At 67.7% G+C, this 18,314-nt stretch carries 15 protein-coding genes; 4 read left to right on the top strand and 11 right to left on the bottom strand.

What is annotated here, in order from left to right:
• Window positions 1–70: 70 nt before the first annotated feature.
• The 4 genes from GBA63_RS13790 to GBA63_RS13805 all read right to left on the bottom strand — a co-directional run bounded on the left by GBA63_RS13790 (window position 71) and on the right by GBA63_RS13805 (window position 6,609).
• A complete protein-coding gene (locus GBA63_RS13790) occupies window positions 71–715 on the bottom strand; it encodes a response regulator (RefSeq protein WP_166176961.1) in 645 nt (214 codons plus the stop codon).
• A complete protein-coding gene (locus GBA63_RS13795) occupies window positions 712–2,853 on the bottom strand; it encodes a sensor histidine kinase (protein ID WP_166176963.1) in 2,142 nt (713 codons plus the stop codon). Before GBA63_RS13795 ends, GBA63_RS13790 begins: the two co-directional genes overlap by 4 nt.
• A gap of 91 nt (window positions 2,854–2,944) precedes the next feature.
• Window positions 2,945–4,435 (bottom strand): PD40 domain-containing protein, encoded by a 1,491-nt coding sequence (locus GBA63_RS13800; RefSeq protein WP_166176965.1) that lies wholly within the window; start codon window positions 4,433–4,435, stop codon window positions 2,945–2,947.
• Between the two features lie 35 nt (window positions 4,436–4,470).
• A complete protein-coding gene (locus GBA63_RS13805) occupies window positions 4,471–6,609 on the bottom strand; it encodes a hypothetical protein (protein WP_166176967.1) in 2,139 nt (712 codons plus the stop codon).
• Between the two features lie 179 nt (window positions 6,610–6,788).
• On the opposite strand from GBA63_RS13805, the gene GBA63_RS13810 reads away from it, so the two are divergent.
• Entirely contained in the window at window positions 6,789–7,838 is a 1,050-nt protein-coding gene (locus GBA63_RS13810; RefSeq protein WP_166176969.1) for a 6-phosphofructokinase, read from the top strand.
• A gap of 60 nt (window positions 7,839–7,898) precedes the next feature.
• Here the strand turns inward: GBA63_RS13810 and GBA63_RS13815 are convergent, their stop codons facing one another.
• From GBA63_RS13815 to GBA63_RS13835, 5 genes are read right to left on the bottom strand one after another with little or no spacing between them, the layout of a single operon-like run.
• Entirely contained in the window at window positions 7,899–8,858 is a 960-nt protein-coding gene (locus GBA63_RS13815; RefSeq protein ID WP_166176971.1) for an acetyl-CoA carboxylase carboxyltransferase subunit alpha, read from the bottom strand.
• The gene (locus tag GBA63_RS13820) at window positions 8,855–9,583 is read right to left on the bottom strand and encodes an acetyl-CoA carboxylase carboxyltransferase subunit beta (RefSeq protein ID WP_228282570.1); all 729 of its coding nucleotides are present in this window, start codon (window positions 9,581–9,583) and stop codon (window positions 8,855–8,857) included. The genes GBA63_RS13815 and GBA63_RS13820 overlap by 4 nt, the downstream gene beginning before the upstream one ends.
• Window positions 9,499–10,488, bottom strand: a complete 990-nt coding sequence (gene trpA, locus GBA63_RS23685; RefSeq protein WP_228282126.1) for a tryptophan synthase subunit alpha — start codon at window positions 10,486–10,488, stop codon at window positions 9,499–9,501. Before trpA ends, GBA63_RS13820 begins: the two co-directional genes overlap by 85 nt.
• Window positions 10,485–11,705, bottom strand: coding sequence for a tryptophan synthase subunit beta (gene trpB, locus GBA63_RS13830; RefSeq protein ID WP_166176975.1), 1,221 nt, complete (start codon window positions 11,703–11,705; stop codon window positions 10,485–10,487). The genes trpA and trpB overlap by 4 nt, the downstream gene beginning before the upstream one ends.
• Window positions 11,689–12,279: a phosphoribosylanthranilate isomerase gene (locus GBA63_RS13835; protein ID WP_207956789.1), complete on the bottom strand. Its 591-nt coding sequence runs from the start codon at window positions 12,277–12,279 to the stop codon at window positions 11,689–11,691. Before GBA63_RS13835 ends, trpB begins: the two co-directional genes overlap by 17 nt.
• Before the next feature lie 176 nt (window positions 12,280–12,455).
• Between GBA63_RS13835 and GBA63_RS13840 the strand changes: the two genes are divergently transcribed.
• Genes GBA63_RS13840 through GBA63_RS13850 form a run of 3 tightly spaced genes read left to right on the top strand, consistent with a single transcriptional unit; the run spans window position 12,456 to window position 14,762 of the window.
• Entirely contained in the window at window positions 12,456–13,922 is a 1,467-nt protein-coding gene (locus GBA63_RS13840) for a dihydrolipoyl dehydrogenase family protein (protein WP_166176979.1), read from the top strand.
• Complete coding sequence (locus GBA63_RS13845; protein WP_166176981.1) at window positions 13,913–14,614, top strand: TVP38/TMEM64 family protein; 702 nt, start codon at window positions 13,913–13,915, stop codon at window positions 14,612–14,614. The genes GBA63_RS13840 and GBA63_RS13845 overlap by 10 nt, the downstream gene beginning before the upstream one ends.
• A 4-nt stretch (window positions 14,615–14,618) precedes the next feature.
• On the top strand, window positions 14,619–14,762 hold the full coding sequence (locus tag GBA63_RS13850; RefSeq protein ID WP_166176983.1) for a hypothetical protein: 144 nt from the start codon (window positions 14,619–14,621) through the stop codon (window positions 14,760–14,762).
• A gap of 57 nt (window positions 14,763–14,819) precedes the next feature.
• On the opposite strand, the gene GBA63_RS13855 is transcribed toward GBA63_RS13850, so the two are convergent.
• Window positions 14,820–16,115: an alkaline phosphatase family protein gene (locus GBA63_RS13855; protein ID WP_166176985.1), complete on the bottom strand. Its 1,296-nt coding sequence runs from the start codon at window positions 16,113–16,115 to the stop codon at window positions 14,820–14,822.
• A complete protein-coding gene (locus tag GBA63_RS13860; protein ID WP_166176987.1) occupies window positions 16,112–18,268 on the bottom strand; it encodes an MMPL family transporter in 2,157 nt (718 codons plus the stop codon). Before GBA63_RS13860 ends, GBA63_RS13855 begins: the two co-directional genes overlap by 4 nt.
• Window positions 18,269–18,314: the final 46 nt, after the last annotated feature.

Here is an 18,314-nt window from a genome sequence, read left to right on the forward strand (position 1 = left end):
TCAGCGGTCAGCTTTCGGCCAAGAGCAAAAAGCTGAAAGCGGAGGCGAAGCCGCAGCGCGCTGACGGCCGTCAACCTCCCAAGCCCGCCTCGCGGGCGCGGATGGCGGCCTGGACGCGGTCTGCGACCTGGAGCTTGCGGAAGATGTTGGAGACGTGGTTCTGGACTGTCTTGAGGCTGAGGAAGAGTTCGGCCGAGATCTCGGCGTTGCTAGCCCCGCGCGCGATGCGGGCCAGGATCTCCTCTTCCCGCTCGGTCAACTCGGGGAACGCCCGCGCGTTCTGGGGCCGCCCGGCGGAGAACAGCCCCATCACCCGCCGGGCGATGCCGGGACCGAAGATTGCCTCCCCGTTGGCGACGGCGCGGATGGCGCGCAGGACCTCGTCCTGGTGCGCCCCCTTCAACAAGTAGCCCAAAGCGCCGGCCCGCACGGCGGCGAAGACCGAGTCGTCGTCCTCGAGCATGGTAACGACGAGTACGCTGGCGTCGGGATTGAATCTCAGTATGTCGCGCGTCGCCTCGATGCCGTTCTTGTTCGGCATGTTGAGGTCCATCAGGATCACGTCGGGCCGCAGCTCGGCGGCCAGCCTGACGGCCTCCTCCCCGTCGGCGGCCTCCCCGACGACCTCGGTCTCCTCCACCGAGTCGAGCAGCCCGTGCATCCCGTCCCTGAAGAGGGGATGGTCGTCGGCGAGGAGCACGCGGAAGGGGCTCACGCGCCGCCCTCGGGGGAAAACGGCAGTTCCGCCCGCACGAGGGTGCCGCCGTCCGGGTGCGCCCCCACGGCCAGCGTGCCGCCGAGCTCTTCCGCCCGCTCCCGCATGGAGGAGAGGCCCACGCCGAGACCGCCGTCCGGGTTTAGCCCGCGCCCGTCGTCCCGAACCTCGAGGAGGAGCACACCGGCCCCCTCGTCGGGCCCCACCGTTACCCTGCACGAGCGCGCGTCCGAGTGGCGGACGACGTTGGTCATCGCCTCCTGCGCTATGTGGTAGGCCGCGACCTCCACGGCCGCCGGGAGCGACGGCAGCGGGCCGCCGTTCAGGCTCTCGACCTCGACCTCTAGCCCGTTGTGGCTGTACTGGGCTGCCGTCTCGAGGAGGGCCGGGATCAGGCCAAGCTCGTCGAGCGTGGGCGGACGGAGGGCGTGGACGGAGCGCCGGACGTCGGATACGGCATCCCGGGCGCGCTCGGCCAGATCCGAGAGCAGGTCCGCTGCGTCGGGGTCGCGGGCGAGCTTGTTACGGGCCGTCTCTATCTTCAGGGTGAGGGCGGCGAGCCGCGGCCCCACGCCGTCGTGCAGGTCGCGCCTGAGGCGCCGGCGCTCCTCCTCGCGGGCCGTGACGAGGCGCTCGCGCGAGTTCTGCAGGTCCGCGGTCAGGCGCGAGGCGCGCACGGCGACCCCGATCTGGCGCGCCAGGTCCCCCAGGAGCCGGCGGTCGGCCGGCGCGAAATCCGTCTCGCCCGCGCGCCGTCCGAGGACCAGCCACCCGACCCGCTCTCCCCCGTAGAGGAGCGGGAGCCTGACGATGTCGGCCACGGGTGCGCCGGTCTCGGCGGCGACCTCGCCCGGCCCGCCGACCTCGATGGCGACGTAGGGGAGCCTCAGGGCCTCGGCGACCGTGCGGGTGACGGCAGGCAGCATGACGTTGGGGGTAAGCGTGGTCTCCAGGCGCTCCCCGAGCTTGCTTAGCGCCGCGTAGGGGTCGTCGCGCTCGCCGTAGAGCAGGCGGTTGACCCCGCGTTGCAGACGGTCCCTCAGTGGCGCGAAGAGGACCGCGACGAGCCCCGTGGCGAAGAGCGAGACCAGGAAGTTGCCGCCCGAGTGGAAGATCATGCCCGTCACGCCCACGATAAGCACGTAGAGGGCGAGGACGCAGGCCGTCAGGGCCCCGTAGACGAGCGCGCGGTTGATGATGAGGTCGGCCTTGAACAGGTGGTAGCGCTGCATCGCGATGCCGAAGGCCACGGGCATCGGAAGGGCGAAGAGCCAGAACGCCGGGACGCCGTAGAGTTCGTAGAGACCGCGGGCGTGACCCGAGTCGGGCAGGAGCACGTCGGGCAGGTACACGAGCCCGTAACCGACGCACGCGCCGGCCACGATCAGAACCACCCACTTGGTCATCAGGCGCTGCCTCATATCCGCCCGGCGGTAACGCACGGCCTGCGCCGCCAGGCCCAGGCCCCAGCCGAGCAGCAGGAGGACCAGGAACGCGGCGAACGACGCCTCGAACGGGTCTATCAGGCTGAACCACGATCCCGGAAAGATCCCCCACGCCAAACAATAGAAGAACCAGGCAACGGCGCTGAACTTTGTCCAACCGGGCACGAAGCGGCCGTCCGGAAAGAGCAAGAAGAACATTACCGCCAGCAGCACCCCTGCGGCCTGCGTCAGGTCCGCGAGCGGTTGCAGTACGGGGGGAAGGGCGAGCGCGTCCAGGGTCGGCGTCACCCACACGGCGTAGGCTATAAAGACAGAGGAGAAGAAGAGCGAAGACCAGTCTCGCTTGTTGCGCCAGGCTATGGCAAGCGAGATCAGCGTAAAGGTCAGCACGAAGAGGACCTCGAGCGACAACACGGCGAGGGCGTAATGGCCGGCCCCTGGCACCAGGTACCCGAGCGGGCCGTCCACGGCCCCGAGATGGCCCGACACGCGGCGGGCCACCCCCGCGAGCTCCCCGTACCTGGCGGGTACGGCGAGGACGAACAGGATCAGGGACAACCCCACGAGCGTCCGCGCCGCGACCCGCGCGATCAGGGGGGCGCGCGGCGCGTTGGACGGCGCCGCGTCAGGCTTCATCGCCGCCCACACGGACAAGGCGTCCGGCGGGATGAGCCCCTCGACCGCCCCTCTCACTCGCGACTCCCACCACGAGTAAATAATGGCACAAGCACGGGCCCGTTACACCTTTCGGGAACCGTCATCCTTCCGGGCGCGTGCCTCGACATCACCTGACCGTGAACGACCAGGACCTCGCGCCGACGTTGCCGGCCTCATCGGTGGCGACCAGCCTGACGTTCTTCTTTCCGGCCGAGAGACTCGGGGAGTTGTAGACGAGGACGTCCGTCGAGGAACCGTAAGTGTACTTGGCCGCGGGGATCAAAGCCCCGTTCACGTAGAGCTTTATGTCGCCCTCGACGAGGTTCGTCAGGTTGTCCTTGACGGTCGCCCTGATCGTGGGCGTGCGGTCGCTCGTGGTCGATCCCGAAAGGGGGCGCATGGCGCTGATAGTCGGCTTTATGGTGTCGACGGTCCACGTGCGGACCGCCGGGGTCGCGTCCGCGTTGCCCGCCACGTCTGTGGCCCGCACCCTGAAAGTGTGGGTCCCGTTCGCAACGGTATAGGTCTTCGGCGAGGCGCAGCCTGCGAAGGCGGCCCCGTCCAGGCTGCACTCGAAGGCCGATCCCGTTTCGGAGGAGACGAAGCCGAGGCTCGCCGCGGCGTTCCTGGTCGGGTTCGGGGGGCCCGAGGTGATCGTGGTCTGGGGCGGGATGGAGTCCTGCTGCCAGTCAGGCTTCTCGTCCTTACGCAGGGTGGTATCAACGCCCTTCTTGTTGGCACCGCTTTCGTCCATCATCCATATGTCCCCACCCCTCACGTACGCGATGCTGTTGCCATCAGGCGACCATGTGGGCTGCGAGCCCCCACCATCACCCGTGGTCAGGTTCACCTTGCCGCTGCCATTGCTCGCGTTCATCGTCCACACGTCTGCTTTTGTCGAGTAGGCAATCCGCGTGCCGTCGGGCGACCAGGTTGGGTCTTCGTCGTTGTACTGGTATACGGGGGTCATTGTGCTGTCGTCGTCCGTGAGGTTGAGTGCGTCGTTGGTAGCGGGGTTGGCATCCATCACGTAGATATTGCTGTTGGTGTCGCCAGGGCGTCCTTCGCTGAGGAAGGCGAAACGGCTTCCGTCGGGCGACCACGCGGGCTGCGTGTCGCGCACGCCTTGCGGGGTATTGGTCATCTGCACGAGGTCGCTACCGTCAGCGTCCATCACCCATATCTCAAGGTCCGTGGTCGTGTCGGTATCAGACTTGCCTGCCACGAAGGCAATCCGCGTGCCATCGGGCGACCAGGTGGGCTCCTGTTCCGCTATCGTGTCCGTCGAGGTGAGCTGCTGCCGCCCGCTGCCGTCGGCGTTCATGACGGATATCTCTTTGCTGTTCCTGCTCGTGCTCTGGAAGACTATCCGCGTGCCATCGGGCGACCAGGTAGGCTGGCTCTCGCCAGGGCTGGTGCCGGGCACCTTGGCGGCGGTGCTGTTGCCAGGGAAGGTCGTGTAGAGTCCAGGTCCGGTAGAGCGGTCGCTCCAGAAGATGATCTTGCCGTTCTTCCCCGGGAACGCCGCCTCCGCCGGTTTCGTCGCGAGCAGCGCGAGAAGCGCCAGGGACACCGCCGCGATCAGCATGAAAAGTTTGATCTGGCCTGTCTTGGTCATCTGCAAGGTTCCTTTCTCCGAACCGGGTTTTTCCGTTACCTGATCGTGAAGTACCAGGACTTCGTCCCGGCGTTCCTCGCCCCGTCCATCGCCACTATCTTCACGGTCTTCTTGCCTTTCGCGAGACTCGGCGAGTTGTAGACGAGGAGGCCCGTGGAAGCGGCGTACCTGAACTTGGCCGGAGGGATCGCTTTCCCCGCCACGTAGAGCTTTATGTTGCCCGTGCTCAGGGGTCTGTTGTCCTTGACGGTCGCCCTGATGGTCGGGGTCGTGTCCCGGATTACCGAACCGTGCCCGGGGGACATCCCGCTGATGGTCGGCTTTATTGTGTCGACGGTCCACGTGCGAACGGCGGGAGTAGTGTCCGCGTTGCCGGCCACGTCCTTCGCCCGCACGGAGAAGGTGTGGGGGCCGTTGGAGAGCCCGGTGTAGCCCTTCGGGGAGGAGCAGGCCGCGAATGCGCCGCCGTCCAGCCTGCACTCGAAGGTCGAACCGGTCTCGCTGGAGGCAAGGCCAAAGCTGGCGGAGGGGAGGTTGACCACGCCCGTCGGGCCCGAGGTTATGGTCGTGTCGGGGGCGTTGGTATCGAGCTGGCTGTCCAGCAAGATCCCGTCTTCTATCGCCGCCGTCGAGACGTTGCCCGCGTTGTCCCGGTACTGGACGTGGACGGTCTTGGTCCCGTCGCCGCCGCTCAAAAGCCACGAACGGCCCGTAGAGTAGGGTTCCCACGCGGACCACGTTTCGGTGTTCTCGTTGCGGAACCGCATGTGGCCCACCCCGGAGCCGGGCAGCGGGTCTGTGGCCGAGAGGTCGAGCCTCACCGTCGCGTTGTTCGTGGCGGCGGCGTCGCCGTTTATCCTGACCGTGCCCGTGGGCGCCACGTTGTTTACGGAGACGGTCCTCGCATACTCGTTCGTGCCGCCGTCCTTGTCCGTCACCCTGCCTCTGACCGTCATGTTTGGCTGGTCGAGGGCGGTGCAGGTTTTGCTCGGGGCACCCGACGAAACAAAGCCGGGTCCGTCACCGCAGTCGAAGGCGTAGGAGAGCGCAGCCCCGTCGGCGCCCGACGGATCGGCGACGTTCGAGAGTGAGATCTGGAAGTTTCCGCCCTGGTCCACCTCTGCCGGGGCCTCGAAGGCTGCCGTCGGCGCCACGTTGTTCACCGTGATCGTCCTGGTGTACTCGGTAAAGCCGCCGTCCTTATCGATGATCCGGGCGCGTACGGACCTGGCACCATTATCGTCGAAGGTGCAATTAGTAGACGCAGCAGTACCGCTGCTTGCGTAGGTGGCCCCGTCGAGCGGGCCGCCGTTGCAGTCGAAGGCGTAGTGGAACCCGGCGGTCGTGTCGGCCTGTCCGTCTTGAGTATTGAAGTTGCCTTTGGCCAGGGAGATCGTCGCCGTGCCGCCCTCGTTGATCGAAGCCGGAGCGTCGAGCACCGCGACCGGGTCGCGGTTGGTGATAGTAACGTTCACGGTAGCGGTGCGGGAAGCCCCGTCGCTGTCAGTCGCAGTCGCGCTCACGCTACCCGTCGCCGGACCGTCGAAGAAACCGCACCAGACGGTGAACGAGCTTTCCTGCCACTCGGAACCGTTGGTGCCGCAACCAGTGTTCAGGGTCCACGTGTCGTTGCCCGGATCGCTTACCGAGAGGTTGTAGCCATGGGATGCGTAACCCAGCGCGAAACTGCCACCCTCCTGTACGCTGGGAAAGCCATTCTGCAGGGTAACCGCCGGGGCCACGTTGTTGACGCCGAGCGAGAAGGTGGTGTCCACAGAATCCGTGCCGTCGGAAGCGGTGATCGTGACGGTCCGGCTCTCGTCGGGGCCGTCGCTGGTACGGAACGTCCAGCTCCAGGTGCCGTTCGCGTCGTCTTTCGTCACGGTCCCGACGGAGGCGGAGAGGGTAACGGTGGCGTTGCCGTCAGGGTCCGAGAACGTGCCCGTGTTGGAAGCCGTCTGCCCCTCGTTGACGACCACGGAACCGTTGTTCGCGTTCACCGCGGGGGGCGTGTGCTCGTCGGGGATGCAGACCCGCACGCCGTCGACAAACTCGCAGGTTTGCGTGTGGTTGGCCCAGGCTGGTCCTGCCATGAGTACGGACAACAGCACCACCGCCAAAGCGGTGGCCGCCGCGTAAGACATCCGTCCCGTTCTCTCGACTATGCTTCTCATGTCTCTGCTCCCCGGGCGCGTTCCAGTGCGGATACCCTAAAGCCGGGGGCTTTCCCGCCGCATCGGGCGGTCTCCCGAACCTGCCGGGAACTTTGTCCCGGGCAACTGGGTCCGCGGCCCGGCGAGAGCGGGTTTTGTTAGACTGGCCTTTCCCGTAACAACGGCGAAGGAGGAGACGGATGGCAGAGGTAAAGAGGGTAGGGATGCTCACCGGCGGCGGAGACGCGCCGGGCCTCAACGGCGTCATAAGGGCCGTAACCATGAAATGCATCGAGGACTACGGCCACGAGGTGGTCGGCCTCAAGCGCGGCTGGAAGAGCCTGCTGGATCCGGAGCAGGACACCGTCATGCCCCTCGGCGTCGAAGACGTCCGCTACATCCTGCAGGAAGGCGGTACCATCCTCGGCTCCTCCCGCACCAACCCGTACAAGAAAGAGGGCGACCCCGAGAAGGTGGTCAAGCAACTAGAAGAGTTCGGCGTAGACGCCCTCGTCGCCATCGGCGGGGACGACACTTTGGGCGTCGCCAAGCGCCTGCACGACGACTTCGGCACGCAGGTAATAGGTTGCCCCAAGACCATAGACAACGACCTCTCGGCGACGGACACCACCTTCGGCTACGACACCGCCGTCTCGATAGCCACCGACGCCATAGACAAGCTAAGGACCACGGCCAAGAGCCACGAGCGGGTAGTGGTCGTCGAGGTCATGGGGCGTCACGCGGGTTGGATCACCTGGGGCGCGGGCCTCGCGAGCGCGGCCAACGTCACCCTCATCCCCGAGGTCGAACCCGACCTCGACCAGATCGCCTCCATCTTCGAGAAACGCGCCAAGAGCGGCGAGAAGTGGGGCCTGGTGGCCGTCTCCGAAGGCGTAACCCTCTCCGAAGAGTTCATGACCCAGAACGCCGAAACCGACGAGTTCGGCCACGTCCGCCTCGGCGGCATAGCCGAAACGCTCGCCAAAGAGATAGAGTCCCGCACCGGCATCGAGACCCGCCACGTGGTCCTCGGCCACCTCCAGCGAGGAGGCACCCCTACGGCCTACGACCGCATCCTCTCCACGCGCTACGGCCTGCGCGCCGCCGAAGCCGTCAACAACGGCGAGTGGGGCAAGATGGTCGCATTGCGTGGCAACGAAATAGTCACCGTAGACCTCTCCGAGGCCACGGACGAGACCAAGACGGTCCCGAACGACCTCTACAAAGCGGCCGAGACGTTCTTTGGGTAGAGAGCTGAGGCGAAGCCGCAGCGGGCTGATCGCTGACGGCGCGGTCCGCTTCGCGGACCGCTACTGTATGGCGCGTTCGCCGATGCGGCGGTAGCGGTCGTGGCGGGAGGCGATGAGGGTCTCGGGGTCGGTGCCCGTGAGGCCTGAGACCACGCGGCCCAAAGCGTTCCCGACGGTCTCTATGGCGTCTTCGGGTTCGTTGTGGGCGCCGCCCAAGGGTTCGGGGAGGACTTCGTCCACTATGCCGTGGTCTTTGAGGTCGCGGGCGGTCAGCTTGAGGGCCTCGGCCGCTTCGGCGGCCCGGCTCGGGTCGCGGAAGATTATAGAGGCGCAGGCCTCGGGGGCTATGACGGAGAGGTACGAGTTCTCGAGCATCCCGACGTAGTCGGCGAGGCACATGGCGAGGGCGCCGCCGGAGCCTCCTTCGCCGATCACGAACGAGACTACCGGCACGGGCGCCCGCGAGAGCGCCATCAGGTCGTCCGAGATCGCCCACGCCTGGCCCCGCTCCTCGGCCTGCCGCCCGGCGAAGGCCCCCGGCGTGTCCACCAGAAGGACTATGGGGAGGCCGAAGCGGGCGGCGAGCTCGTAGAACCGTTTCACCTTGCGGTAGCCCTCGGGGTGGGCCATCCCGAAGTTTCCGGCGACCCTGGTCTTCACGTCGGCGCCCTTGTCGTGCCCGATCAGGACGATGGGATGGCCGCCGAGCGAGGGCTTGAGGCGCGCAAAACCGCCGCGCACCGCCGCGTCTTCGCCGTGCAGCCTGTCCCCCGAGAGCTCGTAGAAATCGTCCGTCAGGGCGTCCCGGTAGGCCCGGAGGTTCGGGCGGGCCGGGTGGCGGGCCACCTGAACGCGCTGGTAGGGGGAGAGGTTCGAGTAGACGCGGCGCTTGGCGGCTTCCAGGGCCTCTTCGAGGCGCGAGATCTCCGCCTGCAGCCCCTCGCTCTCGCCGGCCAGCCGGTGCAGGCCCGCGATGCGCTCCTCGAGCTCTTTGATCGGCCGCTCGAACTCGAGGATCACGCCACGAACCCCAGCAGCCGCTCTATGTCGCCCCTGAGGGCGAGCCGGTGCACGATCCTGTCGACCATCCCATGATCCCTCTGGAACTCGGCAGTCTGGAAACCCTCGGGCAGCCTCTCCTTTGTGGTCTGCTCTATGACCCTTGCCCCGGCGAACCCTATCCTCGCCCCGGGCTCGGCGATCACCACGTCGGCCGCCGTCGCGAAGGAGGCCGTAACCCCCCCGAACGTCGGGTCCGTAAGCACGGAGATGTAGGGCCACGAACCGTCGACGTACCTGGAGAGGGCGACGCTGGTCTTCGCGAGCTGCATCAGCGAGTAGACGCCCTCGAACATCCTGGCCCCGCCGGAGGCCGAGACTATGATCAGGGGCAGCTCCTCCGCGTACGCGTGCTCGACGGTCCTGGCTACCTTCTCCCCGACCACGCTCCCCATCGACCCCCCAATAAACCGGAAGTCCATGACCGCGAGCGCGACCCGCCGCCCGCCCAGAGCTCCCACGCCGCTCACAACCGCGTCGTCGAGGCCGGTCTTGCGGCGCGCTTTCTCGAGCCTCTCCCCGTAACCCTCGAAGCCCAGAGGGTCGCCCGCCAGGAGGCCGGTGTCGCGCTCCTCGAAGGAGTTGCGGTCGAGGAGGAGCCTTATGCGGGCCGGGGCGGAGAGCGGGTAGTGAAACTCGCAGTGCGGGCAGACGTTGAACCTCGCGCCCAGATCCTTCTCGTAGATCGGCTGCCCGCACCGCTCGCACTTGGTGAAGACGGCGTCCATGGGCCCGATGCCGCTCTCGGTCTCGGGCGCGGTCCGGGAGTACTCCCTGCGCTTGCTAAGCCAGTTTCTGATGCCCGTCCCCGCCTTCTCGACCGCGGAGAGCGCCTCGTGGACCTCCCGCAGCCACGCCCCGGCCCCTCGGCCCCGTCCTCGGCGACCAGGCGCATCAGCTTGCTCCCGATTATGACCCCGTCGGCCTCCGCGGCCGCCTCGGCAGCCGCCTCGGGCGACCCGATGCCGAACCCGAGCGCCACAGGCACGTCCGTCCCGGCCCTGACCCGCCGCAGAAGATCCGCGGCCTTCGGGGGCAGCCCGTCCCGCACCCCCGTCACGCCGGCCACGGAGACGCAGTAGACGAACCCCGTCGCGAGGGCCACCGCTTCCTTCACCCGCTCCTCCGAAGAAGTGGGCGCGACGAGCGGGCAGAAGCCGACGCCGCGCTCGGCGCACATTTCCGCAAAAGCGGCGGCCTCGTCCACGGGAAGGTCCGGGATCACGAGCCCCGAGACCCCCGCCTCGGCCGCCTCGTCCAGGAAACGTTCGGGACCTCTCGCAAAGATGGTGTTGTAGTAGAGCAGGAACACGACGGGCACCCGGCCTGAAAAGCGGCGGGCGAGGTCGAGGCAGTAGCGAAGGTCCGCGCCGTTCTCGATGGCGCGGGTCGTCGTGTCCTGGATCGTCGGCCCGTCTGCCAAGGGATCTGAGAAGGGCACGCCTATCTCCAACACGTCGGCCCCGGCCTCGAGGTACGCCTCCCCCACCTCGACCGCCCCCTCAAGCGTCGGATAGCCGCCGGTCAGGTACGGGATGAGGGCAGCCCGGTCCCTCGGGAAAGCCTCTCTAAGTCTCTCGGCGCCGCTCACGAGGGGTCTTCGCCCGCCTCGCGGGCGTCCATGCCGATGGCCTCGGCCACGACGCCGATGTCCTTGTCGCCGCGGCCGGAGAGGTTGATGACGAGGTTCTTGCCGGGTCCGAGCTCGCGGGCGACCTTCTCGGCGTAGTGGATCGCGTGCGACGTCTCGAGCGCCGGGATGATCCCCTCGAGCCTGGAGGTGGAGACGAACGCCGCGAGCGCCTCGTCGTCCGTGACGCTCGCGTACTCGACGAGCCCCTCGTCCTTGAGGTAGGCGTGCTCGGGGCCGACCGAAGGGTAGTCCAGGCCCGCGCTGATGGAGTGGGCCTCCCGGATCTGGCCCTCATCCGTCTGCAGGACGTAGCTCAAGTTGCCGTGCAGAACGCCGGGCCGTCCCCCCGTCAGCGAAGCGCCGTGCTCCCCCGTCTCGATGCCCCTTCCTGCGGCCTCCACCCCGACGAGCCGCACGTTCTCCCTTCCCACGAAAGGGTGGAAAGCGCCGATGGCGTTCGAGCCGCCGCCGACGCAGGCGACGATCGCGTCGGGGTCTGCGCCGAACCTTTCGCGGCTCTGCGCCTCCAACTCGCGGCCTATGACGGCCTGCAAATCCCTGACCAGGCGAGGGTACGGGGCGGGGCCCGCGACCGTCCCGATGATGTAGTGGGTGTCCTCGACGTTCGTTACCCAGTCCCGGATCGCCTCGTTCAGCGCCGCCTTGAGCGTGCCGGAACCCGTCGTTACCGGAACCACCTCCGTCCCGAGCAGCTTCATGCGCAGGACGTTCGGGGCCTGGCGGCGGGTGTCTTCCTCGCCCATGTAGACCACGCATTCGCGGCCGTAGAGGGCCGCCACGGTGGCGGTGGCCACGCCGTGCTGGCCGGCTCCGGTCTCGGCGATGATGCGGGTCTTGCCCATCCGTTCGGCCAGGAGCATCTGGCCGAGGGCGTTGTTGATCTTGTGCGCCCCCGTGTGCGCCAGGTCCTCCCTCTTGAACCACACGTTCGCCCCGCCCCACTTACGGGTAAGGCGCTCGGCGAACATCAACGGGGTTGGGCGGCCGACGAAGTCGCGGGCCAGGCGGTCGAGCTCTTCGTTGAACTCGGGGTCGTTCCGGTAGCGTTCGTAGGCCTCTTGCAGCTCTTCGAGGGCGTGGATCAGGGTCTCGGGTACGAACCTGCCGCCGAAGGCGCCAAAGTACCCCTCGCGGTTATCAACCTTTTGCCGCAACGATGAACCTCCGAACGGACTCTTCGTTCTTCTTTCCGGGCGCGTCTTCTAGGGATGAGGAGGCGTCCACGCCGTAGGGCTCGAAAAAGTCGATGGCCTCACGCACGTTCTCCGGCGCCAGCCCCCCGGAGACGACGATGTTACCACGCCCCTTCAGCGATTTCGCCACCCCCCAGTCGAACCTCTTCCCCGTCCCGCCCCGCGCCTCTTCGCTGTACGCGTCGAGCAACAGCAGGTCGGCGTCAAACCTTTCGACACCCGCGAGCGCCTCCGCGTTACGCACCCGCACGGCCTTCATCACCGGCAGCCCTCCGGCCCTGACCGCGGCCACCGTCTCGGGCGTCTCGTCCCCGTGGAGTTGGGCCATGTCGAGGCCGGCCTCCGCTGCCACGCGCAGCACCTCTTCCGGCGGCGCGTTCACGAAGACGCCGACCTTCAGGACGTTCTCGGGGAGGGCTATGGAGATCCTGCGTGCCTCCTCCGAGCCGATCTTGCGCGGGCTCTCCGCGAAAATGAAGCCTACGGCGTCCGCCCCGGCGTCCGCCGCCGCGCGGGCGTCCGCGACGTTCGTCATGCCGCATACCTTCACCATCATCATGGTACGAAGTTTACTCCTTGGGCCCGGCGCCATCTCGGCGGGCCGTGAGGTGTGATCGGGCCCGGACAATCGTTTCGTAAGAGAAGCACGAGGTTCGCGTAAGAACGGCCGCATAGACTAGGGGCCGCAGGAAGACAGGAGGAGCAGAAGTTTTGGCGTCGAACTACGATCTGGTAGTGATAGGCGGCGGGACCGCGGGTCTGGTCTCGGCCGCGGGGGCCGCCTCGCTCGGCGCCCGCGTGGCCCTCGTCGAGCGGGACAGGCTCGGCGGCGACTGCCTGTACACGGGCTGCGTCCCCACGAAAGCCCTCGTCAAGAGCGCCCGCGTAGCCCACCTGGTAAAGAATTCGGGGGAGTACGGCGTGAGGAACCTCGGCTACGAAGTAGACTTCCCGGCCGTCATGGGCAGGATGCGCCGCGTCATAGAGGAGGCGGGCGAGCACGACAGCCCCGAGCGCTTCCGCAAACTCGGCGTGGACGTCTTTCTCGAAGAGGCCCGCTTTGAGTCTCCGTACCGGATCTCCGTAGACGGAAGGTTCCTCGAGACGCAGAGCGTCATAGTCGCCACCGGCTCCCACTCGACGACGCCCCCCGTGGAAGGTCTGGAAGAAGCCGGATACGTAGACCACGTGGGGGCGCTGGCCCTCAAGAATCTACCGCGGTCCTTGATAGTCGTAGGCTCCGGGCCCATCGGCAGCGAGTTCGCCCAGGTCTTCGCCCGCTTCGGCTCGGACGTGAGCCTCGTCTCGACCTCTCCGCTCCCGCTCCCGAAAGAAGACCCCGAGATCGGGGAGATCCTGCGCGGCGTCCTCGTCTCCGGCGGCGTGGAGTTCCACGGTGGCTACCGCGCCGAGAGGGTCAGGATGGAGGGCGGCGAGAAGGTCATGACCATAATAAACGAGGCGGGGCACGAGAGGGAGGTGCGGGGCGAGGAGATCCTGGTTGCGGCGGGCAGGGCCCCGACGGCCGGAAGCCTGGCGCTGGAGAACGCCGGCGTCGAGATCGAAGAGAAGGGCCTGACGGTCGACGAACATCTCCGGACCACCGCGCCGAACGTCTACGCGGCGGGCGACATCACGGGCAAGTACCTCTTCACCCACGTCGCCGAGTACCAGGCCCGCAACGCCCTGAGAAACGCCCTCTTCCCCGTCAAAGCGAAGGTCGATCACCGCGTCGTCCCCTGGACCACCTTCACCGACCCCGAGGTGGCCAGGGTCGGCCTCACCGAGGAGCAGGCCCGTCGGGAGCACGACGGCGTCCAGGTCTTCCGCCAGCCTTTCGGTGGGGTGGACCGGGCGATGGCGGACGGGGAGACGACGGGGCTCGTCAAGATCGTCACCGGGAAGCGGGGCAGAATCCTCGGCGGCCACATCATAGGGCCGGACGCGGGGAACCTGATTCACGAGGTAGTCCTCGCCATGCAGAAGAACATCCCCGTGGGCACCCTCTCCACGACCATCCACGTCTACCCCACCCTCGCCCAGGCGAACCAGCGGGCCGCGGACAATTACTACCGCGAGAAGCTCTTCGACGCCCGCAACCAGAGAATCTTCTCGGCCTTCTTCGGGGCGCGGCGCGGGATCTACCGGCTGAGGGAGAAAGCGCGAAGGTGGGCGTGAACAAACCCCGAAACAGGCGACGCGACCTCTTCAAGCCGGCCTGCATCGTCGCCGCTCTTGCAGTGGTAGCAACGGCCGCGCACCTGACGGACCTTACAGAGTACGTGAGCCTCGACGGCCTGGGCAGGTTGCGGGCCTGGATCCTCGGCTTCGGACCCGTTGCCCCGGTCGTCTTTATAGTCCTCTACGCCTTCGCGACGGTCTTGTTTTTGCCCGGTACGCCGCTCTCGCTGCTTGCGGGACTCGTCTTCGGGCCGGTTTTCGGCACGCTCTGGGTGGTGATCGGGGCGACCATAGGCGCGACGCTGGCTTTCCTGATAGGCCGGTACGCGGCCCGGGGGCTCGTCGAGGGCTGGACGGTACAAAACGAACGCATAAAGAGGCTGGACGAGGGCGTCGAGAAGCAGGGCTGGCGGATGCTGCTCATCACCCGGCTCGTGCCGGTGTTCCCCTTCAACCTGCAGAACTACGCGTACGGGATCACGAAGATCGGGCCCGGCACCTACGTCCTGCTCACCGCGGTCTGCATTATCCCCGGCGCGGCCGTCTTCACCTTCGCCGGGGGCTCCCTCGCGAGCGCCCAGCAGAACCTGACCAGGACCTTTATCTACCTTGGCGTAGCGGCGGTCTTCTTCGTGGCGGTCTCCCTGATCCCCGGCTGGGTCCAGAGAAGGAACCGGGGCAAGCAGTAACGAAGTGATCTTCAGCTTCACGGCCATCCCGGGAAAGTTCGAGGTCGTGAACCACCGGACCGTCCCGACGGCCCGCAGGACCCCCGCCCCCGCGCCGTGGCTCTTCGTTGTGGGCATGAAGACGTTGCTGCCGATACACTTGGCGTAGCCGCTGGCGCGGCAAGAGACAGCGGCGCCGGTATCCGGGCCTCCGTCGACGGTCGGATCACCCATACAACAACTCGTCCAGAACCCTGCCTTGCGCGTCGGCCAGCGGGCGGATGCCCAGCAGGGCGGCGATGGTCGGCGCCACGTCGACGAGGCGGGCGTTTTCGGGGACGGCGCCCGCTTTGACGCCTGAACCCGAGATCAGGAGCGGCACCCGCATCTCCCGGGTGCTCCCATGACCGCCCCGCGAAGCCCCTTCTTCCGGCTCCGCGAAACCGAAGCCCCACGGCGCCCTGGCCTCGACCACGAAGTCGCCAATCTTCTCGCCGGCGCCCAGGTCATCCAGATCTCCCGCGTCTAATACGCGGGAGATCTGGGGCAATTCTTCGAGAGCCCTCTGAACATCCGCCCGCCTCTCGGGCGTGGCCGCCCGCCCGCGCAGGGTGACGTCCATTATCAGGCCGGCGCTCTTGACGAGGATTACCTCGGTTTCGGGGGAGGGCGCGCGTCCGGGGGGCACGATCTCGACGCCGCGACCGAGGTCGGGCGTCGCGGCGAGCCCCTCCACGAAAGAACGCTCCCAGGAGGTCATGCCGTGATCCGAAGTCAGGATAAAGGCTGTCCTCTCGTAGACGCCGACCTCTTTCGTCGTCCGGACTATCCGGCCGAGTTGCCGGTCGAGCTCGGCGAGCAGCGGCCCCATGTTCGGGCTCTCGGCGCCCTCCTCGTGGCCGAAGGCGTCGAGGTCGGGGCCGTAGACGGCGAGAAAGTCCGGGATTTTGGGCACGGTTGTCATCTCGCCGCCGGAGTCCACCGGCCTCAGGTTGAGGATCTCGACGGCAGCGTCCACCCGCTGCTCGAAGAGCCCGTCCGGCCGGACGTAGAGATGCTCGGGATCCCCGTAAGAGGCGCCGTGGTCCTGAACCATGTACCACTGCACCGCCGCGGTCGTCTTGCCCCCGGCGGCGAGGGCCTCGGAGATGGTCTCGGCGGCCAGGAACCGCGTCTCCCCCACGGCCTTGCCGGTCTCTTCGTCGAAGTAGTAGGCGGCGTTGCCGTGCTTCTCCGGGTAGGCGCCGGTTGACATGGAGGCCCGCGCGGGGTTCGAGATGGTCGGGTAGACGCCGTCTGCCACGGAGAGACTTCCCCGGCCAGCCAAAGCGTCGATGTTCGGGGTCGGCGCCAGGTCTAGATAGTCCGGGTCGAAGCCGTCCCAGTCCACCAGGATCACGTGCTCCGGCCGCCCGGTCTGGGGTCCGGCCCCTGTCCCGCGCGAGAGCAACCACGCGGGCACGGAGGCCGCCACGACCGCGGCCCCGGCCCCCGCGAGCAATCCGCGCCTGGAGATGTTCATGGGCGCACCTTGGCCGGCCAGAACCCCGCCGGCCCGACGAGGAGCACCAGGGCAGGGACGAGGAGCGTCCGGATGACGAACGCGTCCAAGAGCACGCCAAGGGCCACCGCCACCCCGACCTGGAAGAAGTCCTGCAGCGGGATGAGGGTCAGCGCGAGAAAGGAGGCCGCGAGCGCGAGCCCCGCGGCGTTGATGGTCGGCCCGGTCCGCGCAAGCGCCGCGGGCACGGCTTCTTTCAGGGGCCTCCCCTCGGCCTCCTCCCTGACGGCGGCCATGATGAAGATGTTGTAGTCGCTCCCGAGGGCGACCAGGAGCAGGAAAAGGGTGAAGGGCACGTAGTACACGACCCCGTCCTGCCCGAAGACGTTCTGGAAGAGCAAGGCGCAGACGCCCATGGTGGCGGTGAAGCTGAGGGCGGTCGAGATCAGCAGGTAGACCGGGGCGACGGGGGTCCGCAGGAGCAACGCGAGCACGACGAACGAGACGGCGAAGAGCAGCGGCGCCACTTTCTTGAGGTCGTCCTCCGAGGTGTCCCTGGCCGCCGCGGAGAGGGCCGTCTGCCCCCCGACCACCCCGGTCGCGTCCTCGAGCCCTGCCTCGTCGAGCAACACCGGCAGCCTCTCCTGCAGGCCCCTTGCCTGGTCCAGCGCCTCGGGGGAGAAAGGGGGACCGTAGAAGACCAGCAGTACCCGGGCCGCCGAGCCGTCCGGGCTCACGAAGTCTATCTCGGGGACGCGCCCGGCGTACTGGGGCCCGAAGGTCAACGCAGACCCGCCGGCGTCCAGGAGTTCTGACTGCATCCCGGTCTGGAGCCGGAGCAGTTCCTCGTTCTTCTCGTCCAGGTCCTCCCCCCGCACCAGCACGTTCACCGGCGCCAGGACGCCGCCCGGGAACTCCCCGGTCAGCTCCTCGTAGCCCCGCACGGAAGTGGCCGATTCGGGCAGGTTCGCCAGCTGGTCGAAGCCGACCTTCAGGCCGAGGTTGCCCGCCGAGGCCACCACCAGGCCGGCGACGAGAACTACCGAGATCGGGCCCGCGCGCCGGAACGCGGGCCGCCGCGACGGGTCTCGCCTCGGGGCAAGGCTTCTTCTCCCGAAGGCCGCGGGGCCGAGGACGGCCAGGAGGGCGGGGACCAGCGTCAGGGTGACGGCGAAGACTATGCACAGGGCGAGGGCCAGGCCCGGACCCAGCGCCCGGTAGAGACCCAGGTCGGCCAGGACCAGCAAGGCGAAAGCGGCGATCAGGACCGCCGCCGAGGAGAGGAGTATCCCCCCAACCTTCTCGACCCCGACCCTGGCGGCTTCGAGGCGCCCGGTCCCCTCCTCCAGCGCCTGACGGGTGCGGGAGAGCAGGAACAGGGCGTAGTCCGTCCCGACGCCGAAGAGCAGGACGACGATTATCGGCTCGATCTGCGCGGGGATGCTCACCCCTTGCACCGCGGCGACCCAGCCAAGGACGCGCAGCGTGAGGAAGGTCGCGAGCCCGATGCTCGCCAGCGGGATCAGGGGTGCCACGAGCGAGCGGTAGGCGAGGGCGACGACCAGGAAGATGGCGAGCGTCGTGACGACCGTGACGAGGACCAGGTTACCCTCGATGGCGATTTTTGTGTCGTGCTGGACGAGCCTGATGCCCGTCGCCGAGGTGCGCAGCGGGCCCGGGCTCCCCAGATCCTCCCGGATCTCCCCCACACCCGTCGCGATCTCCGTCAGGCGCGTCCCGGGCTCGAAGTAGAGCAGTACGGGCAGCGCCTCGTCGCCCAGCAGGTCCCGGTCCACCCGCGTCGGGTTCGAGGGGTTCTGGGCGGCGAGGGGCACGGCCCGCCGCAGGCCGTAGAGCCGTCCCGGTCCTTCGTTGAGGCGTTGGACCCCGTACGCCATCTGGTCCAGATCCGGCCCGCTAAACCCTTCGGGGTTCGAGTACACGAGTATGGCCGGCGCCTCGACCGACCCGGCCAAACCCTCGGCTTGGGCCTCGGCCCTGGCCGCCGGGGCGGACTCCGGCACCACGTCGGCGAGGCTGCTGCTCGTGCTGTCGCCGAGCGCCGGCAGGTAGAGGTACGCGGCGAGAGCGACCGCCGCCCAGAAGAGCACCACCGCGAAGCGGAGCCTGACCAGGAGCCACCCGAGCGCGCCGAAGAAGCCTCTGGAACGCATCAGCGAAGTCTACACCGCTGGTGCGGACGAAAGGGGAGACCGGCAG

The organism is Rubrobacter tropicus (assembly GCF_011492945.1).
GTDB lineage: Bacteria > Actinomycetota > Rubrobacteria > Rubrobacterales > Rubrobacteraceae > Rubrobacter_D > Rubrobacter_D tropicus.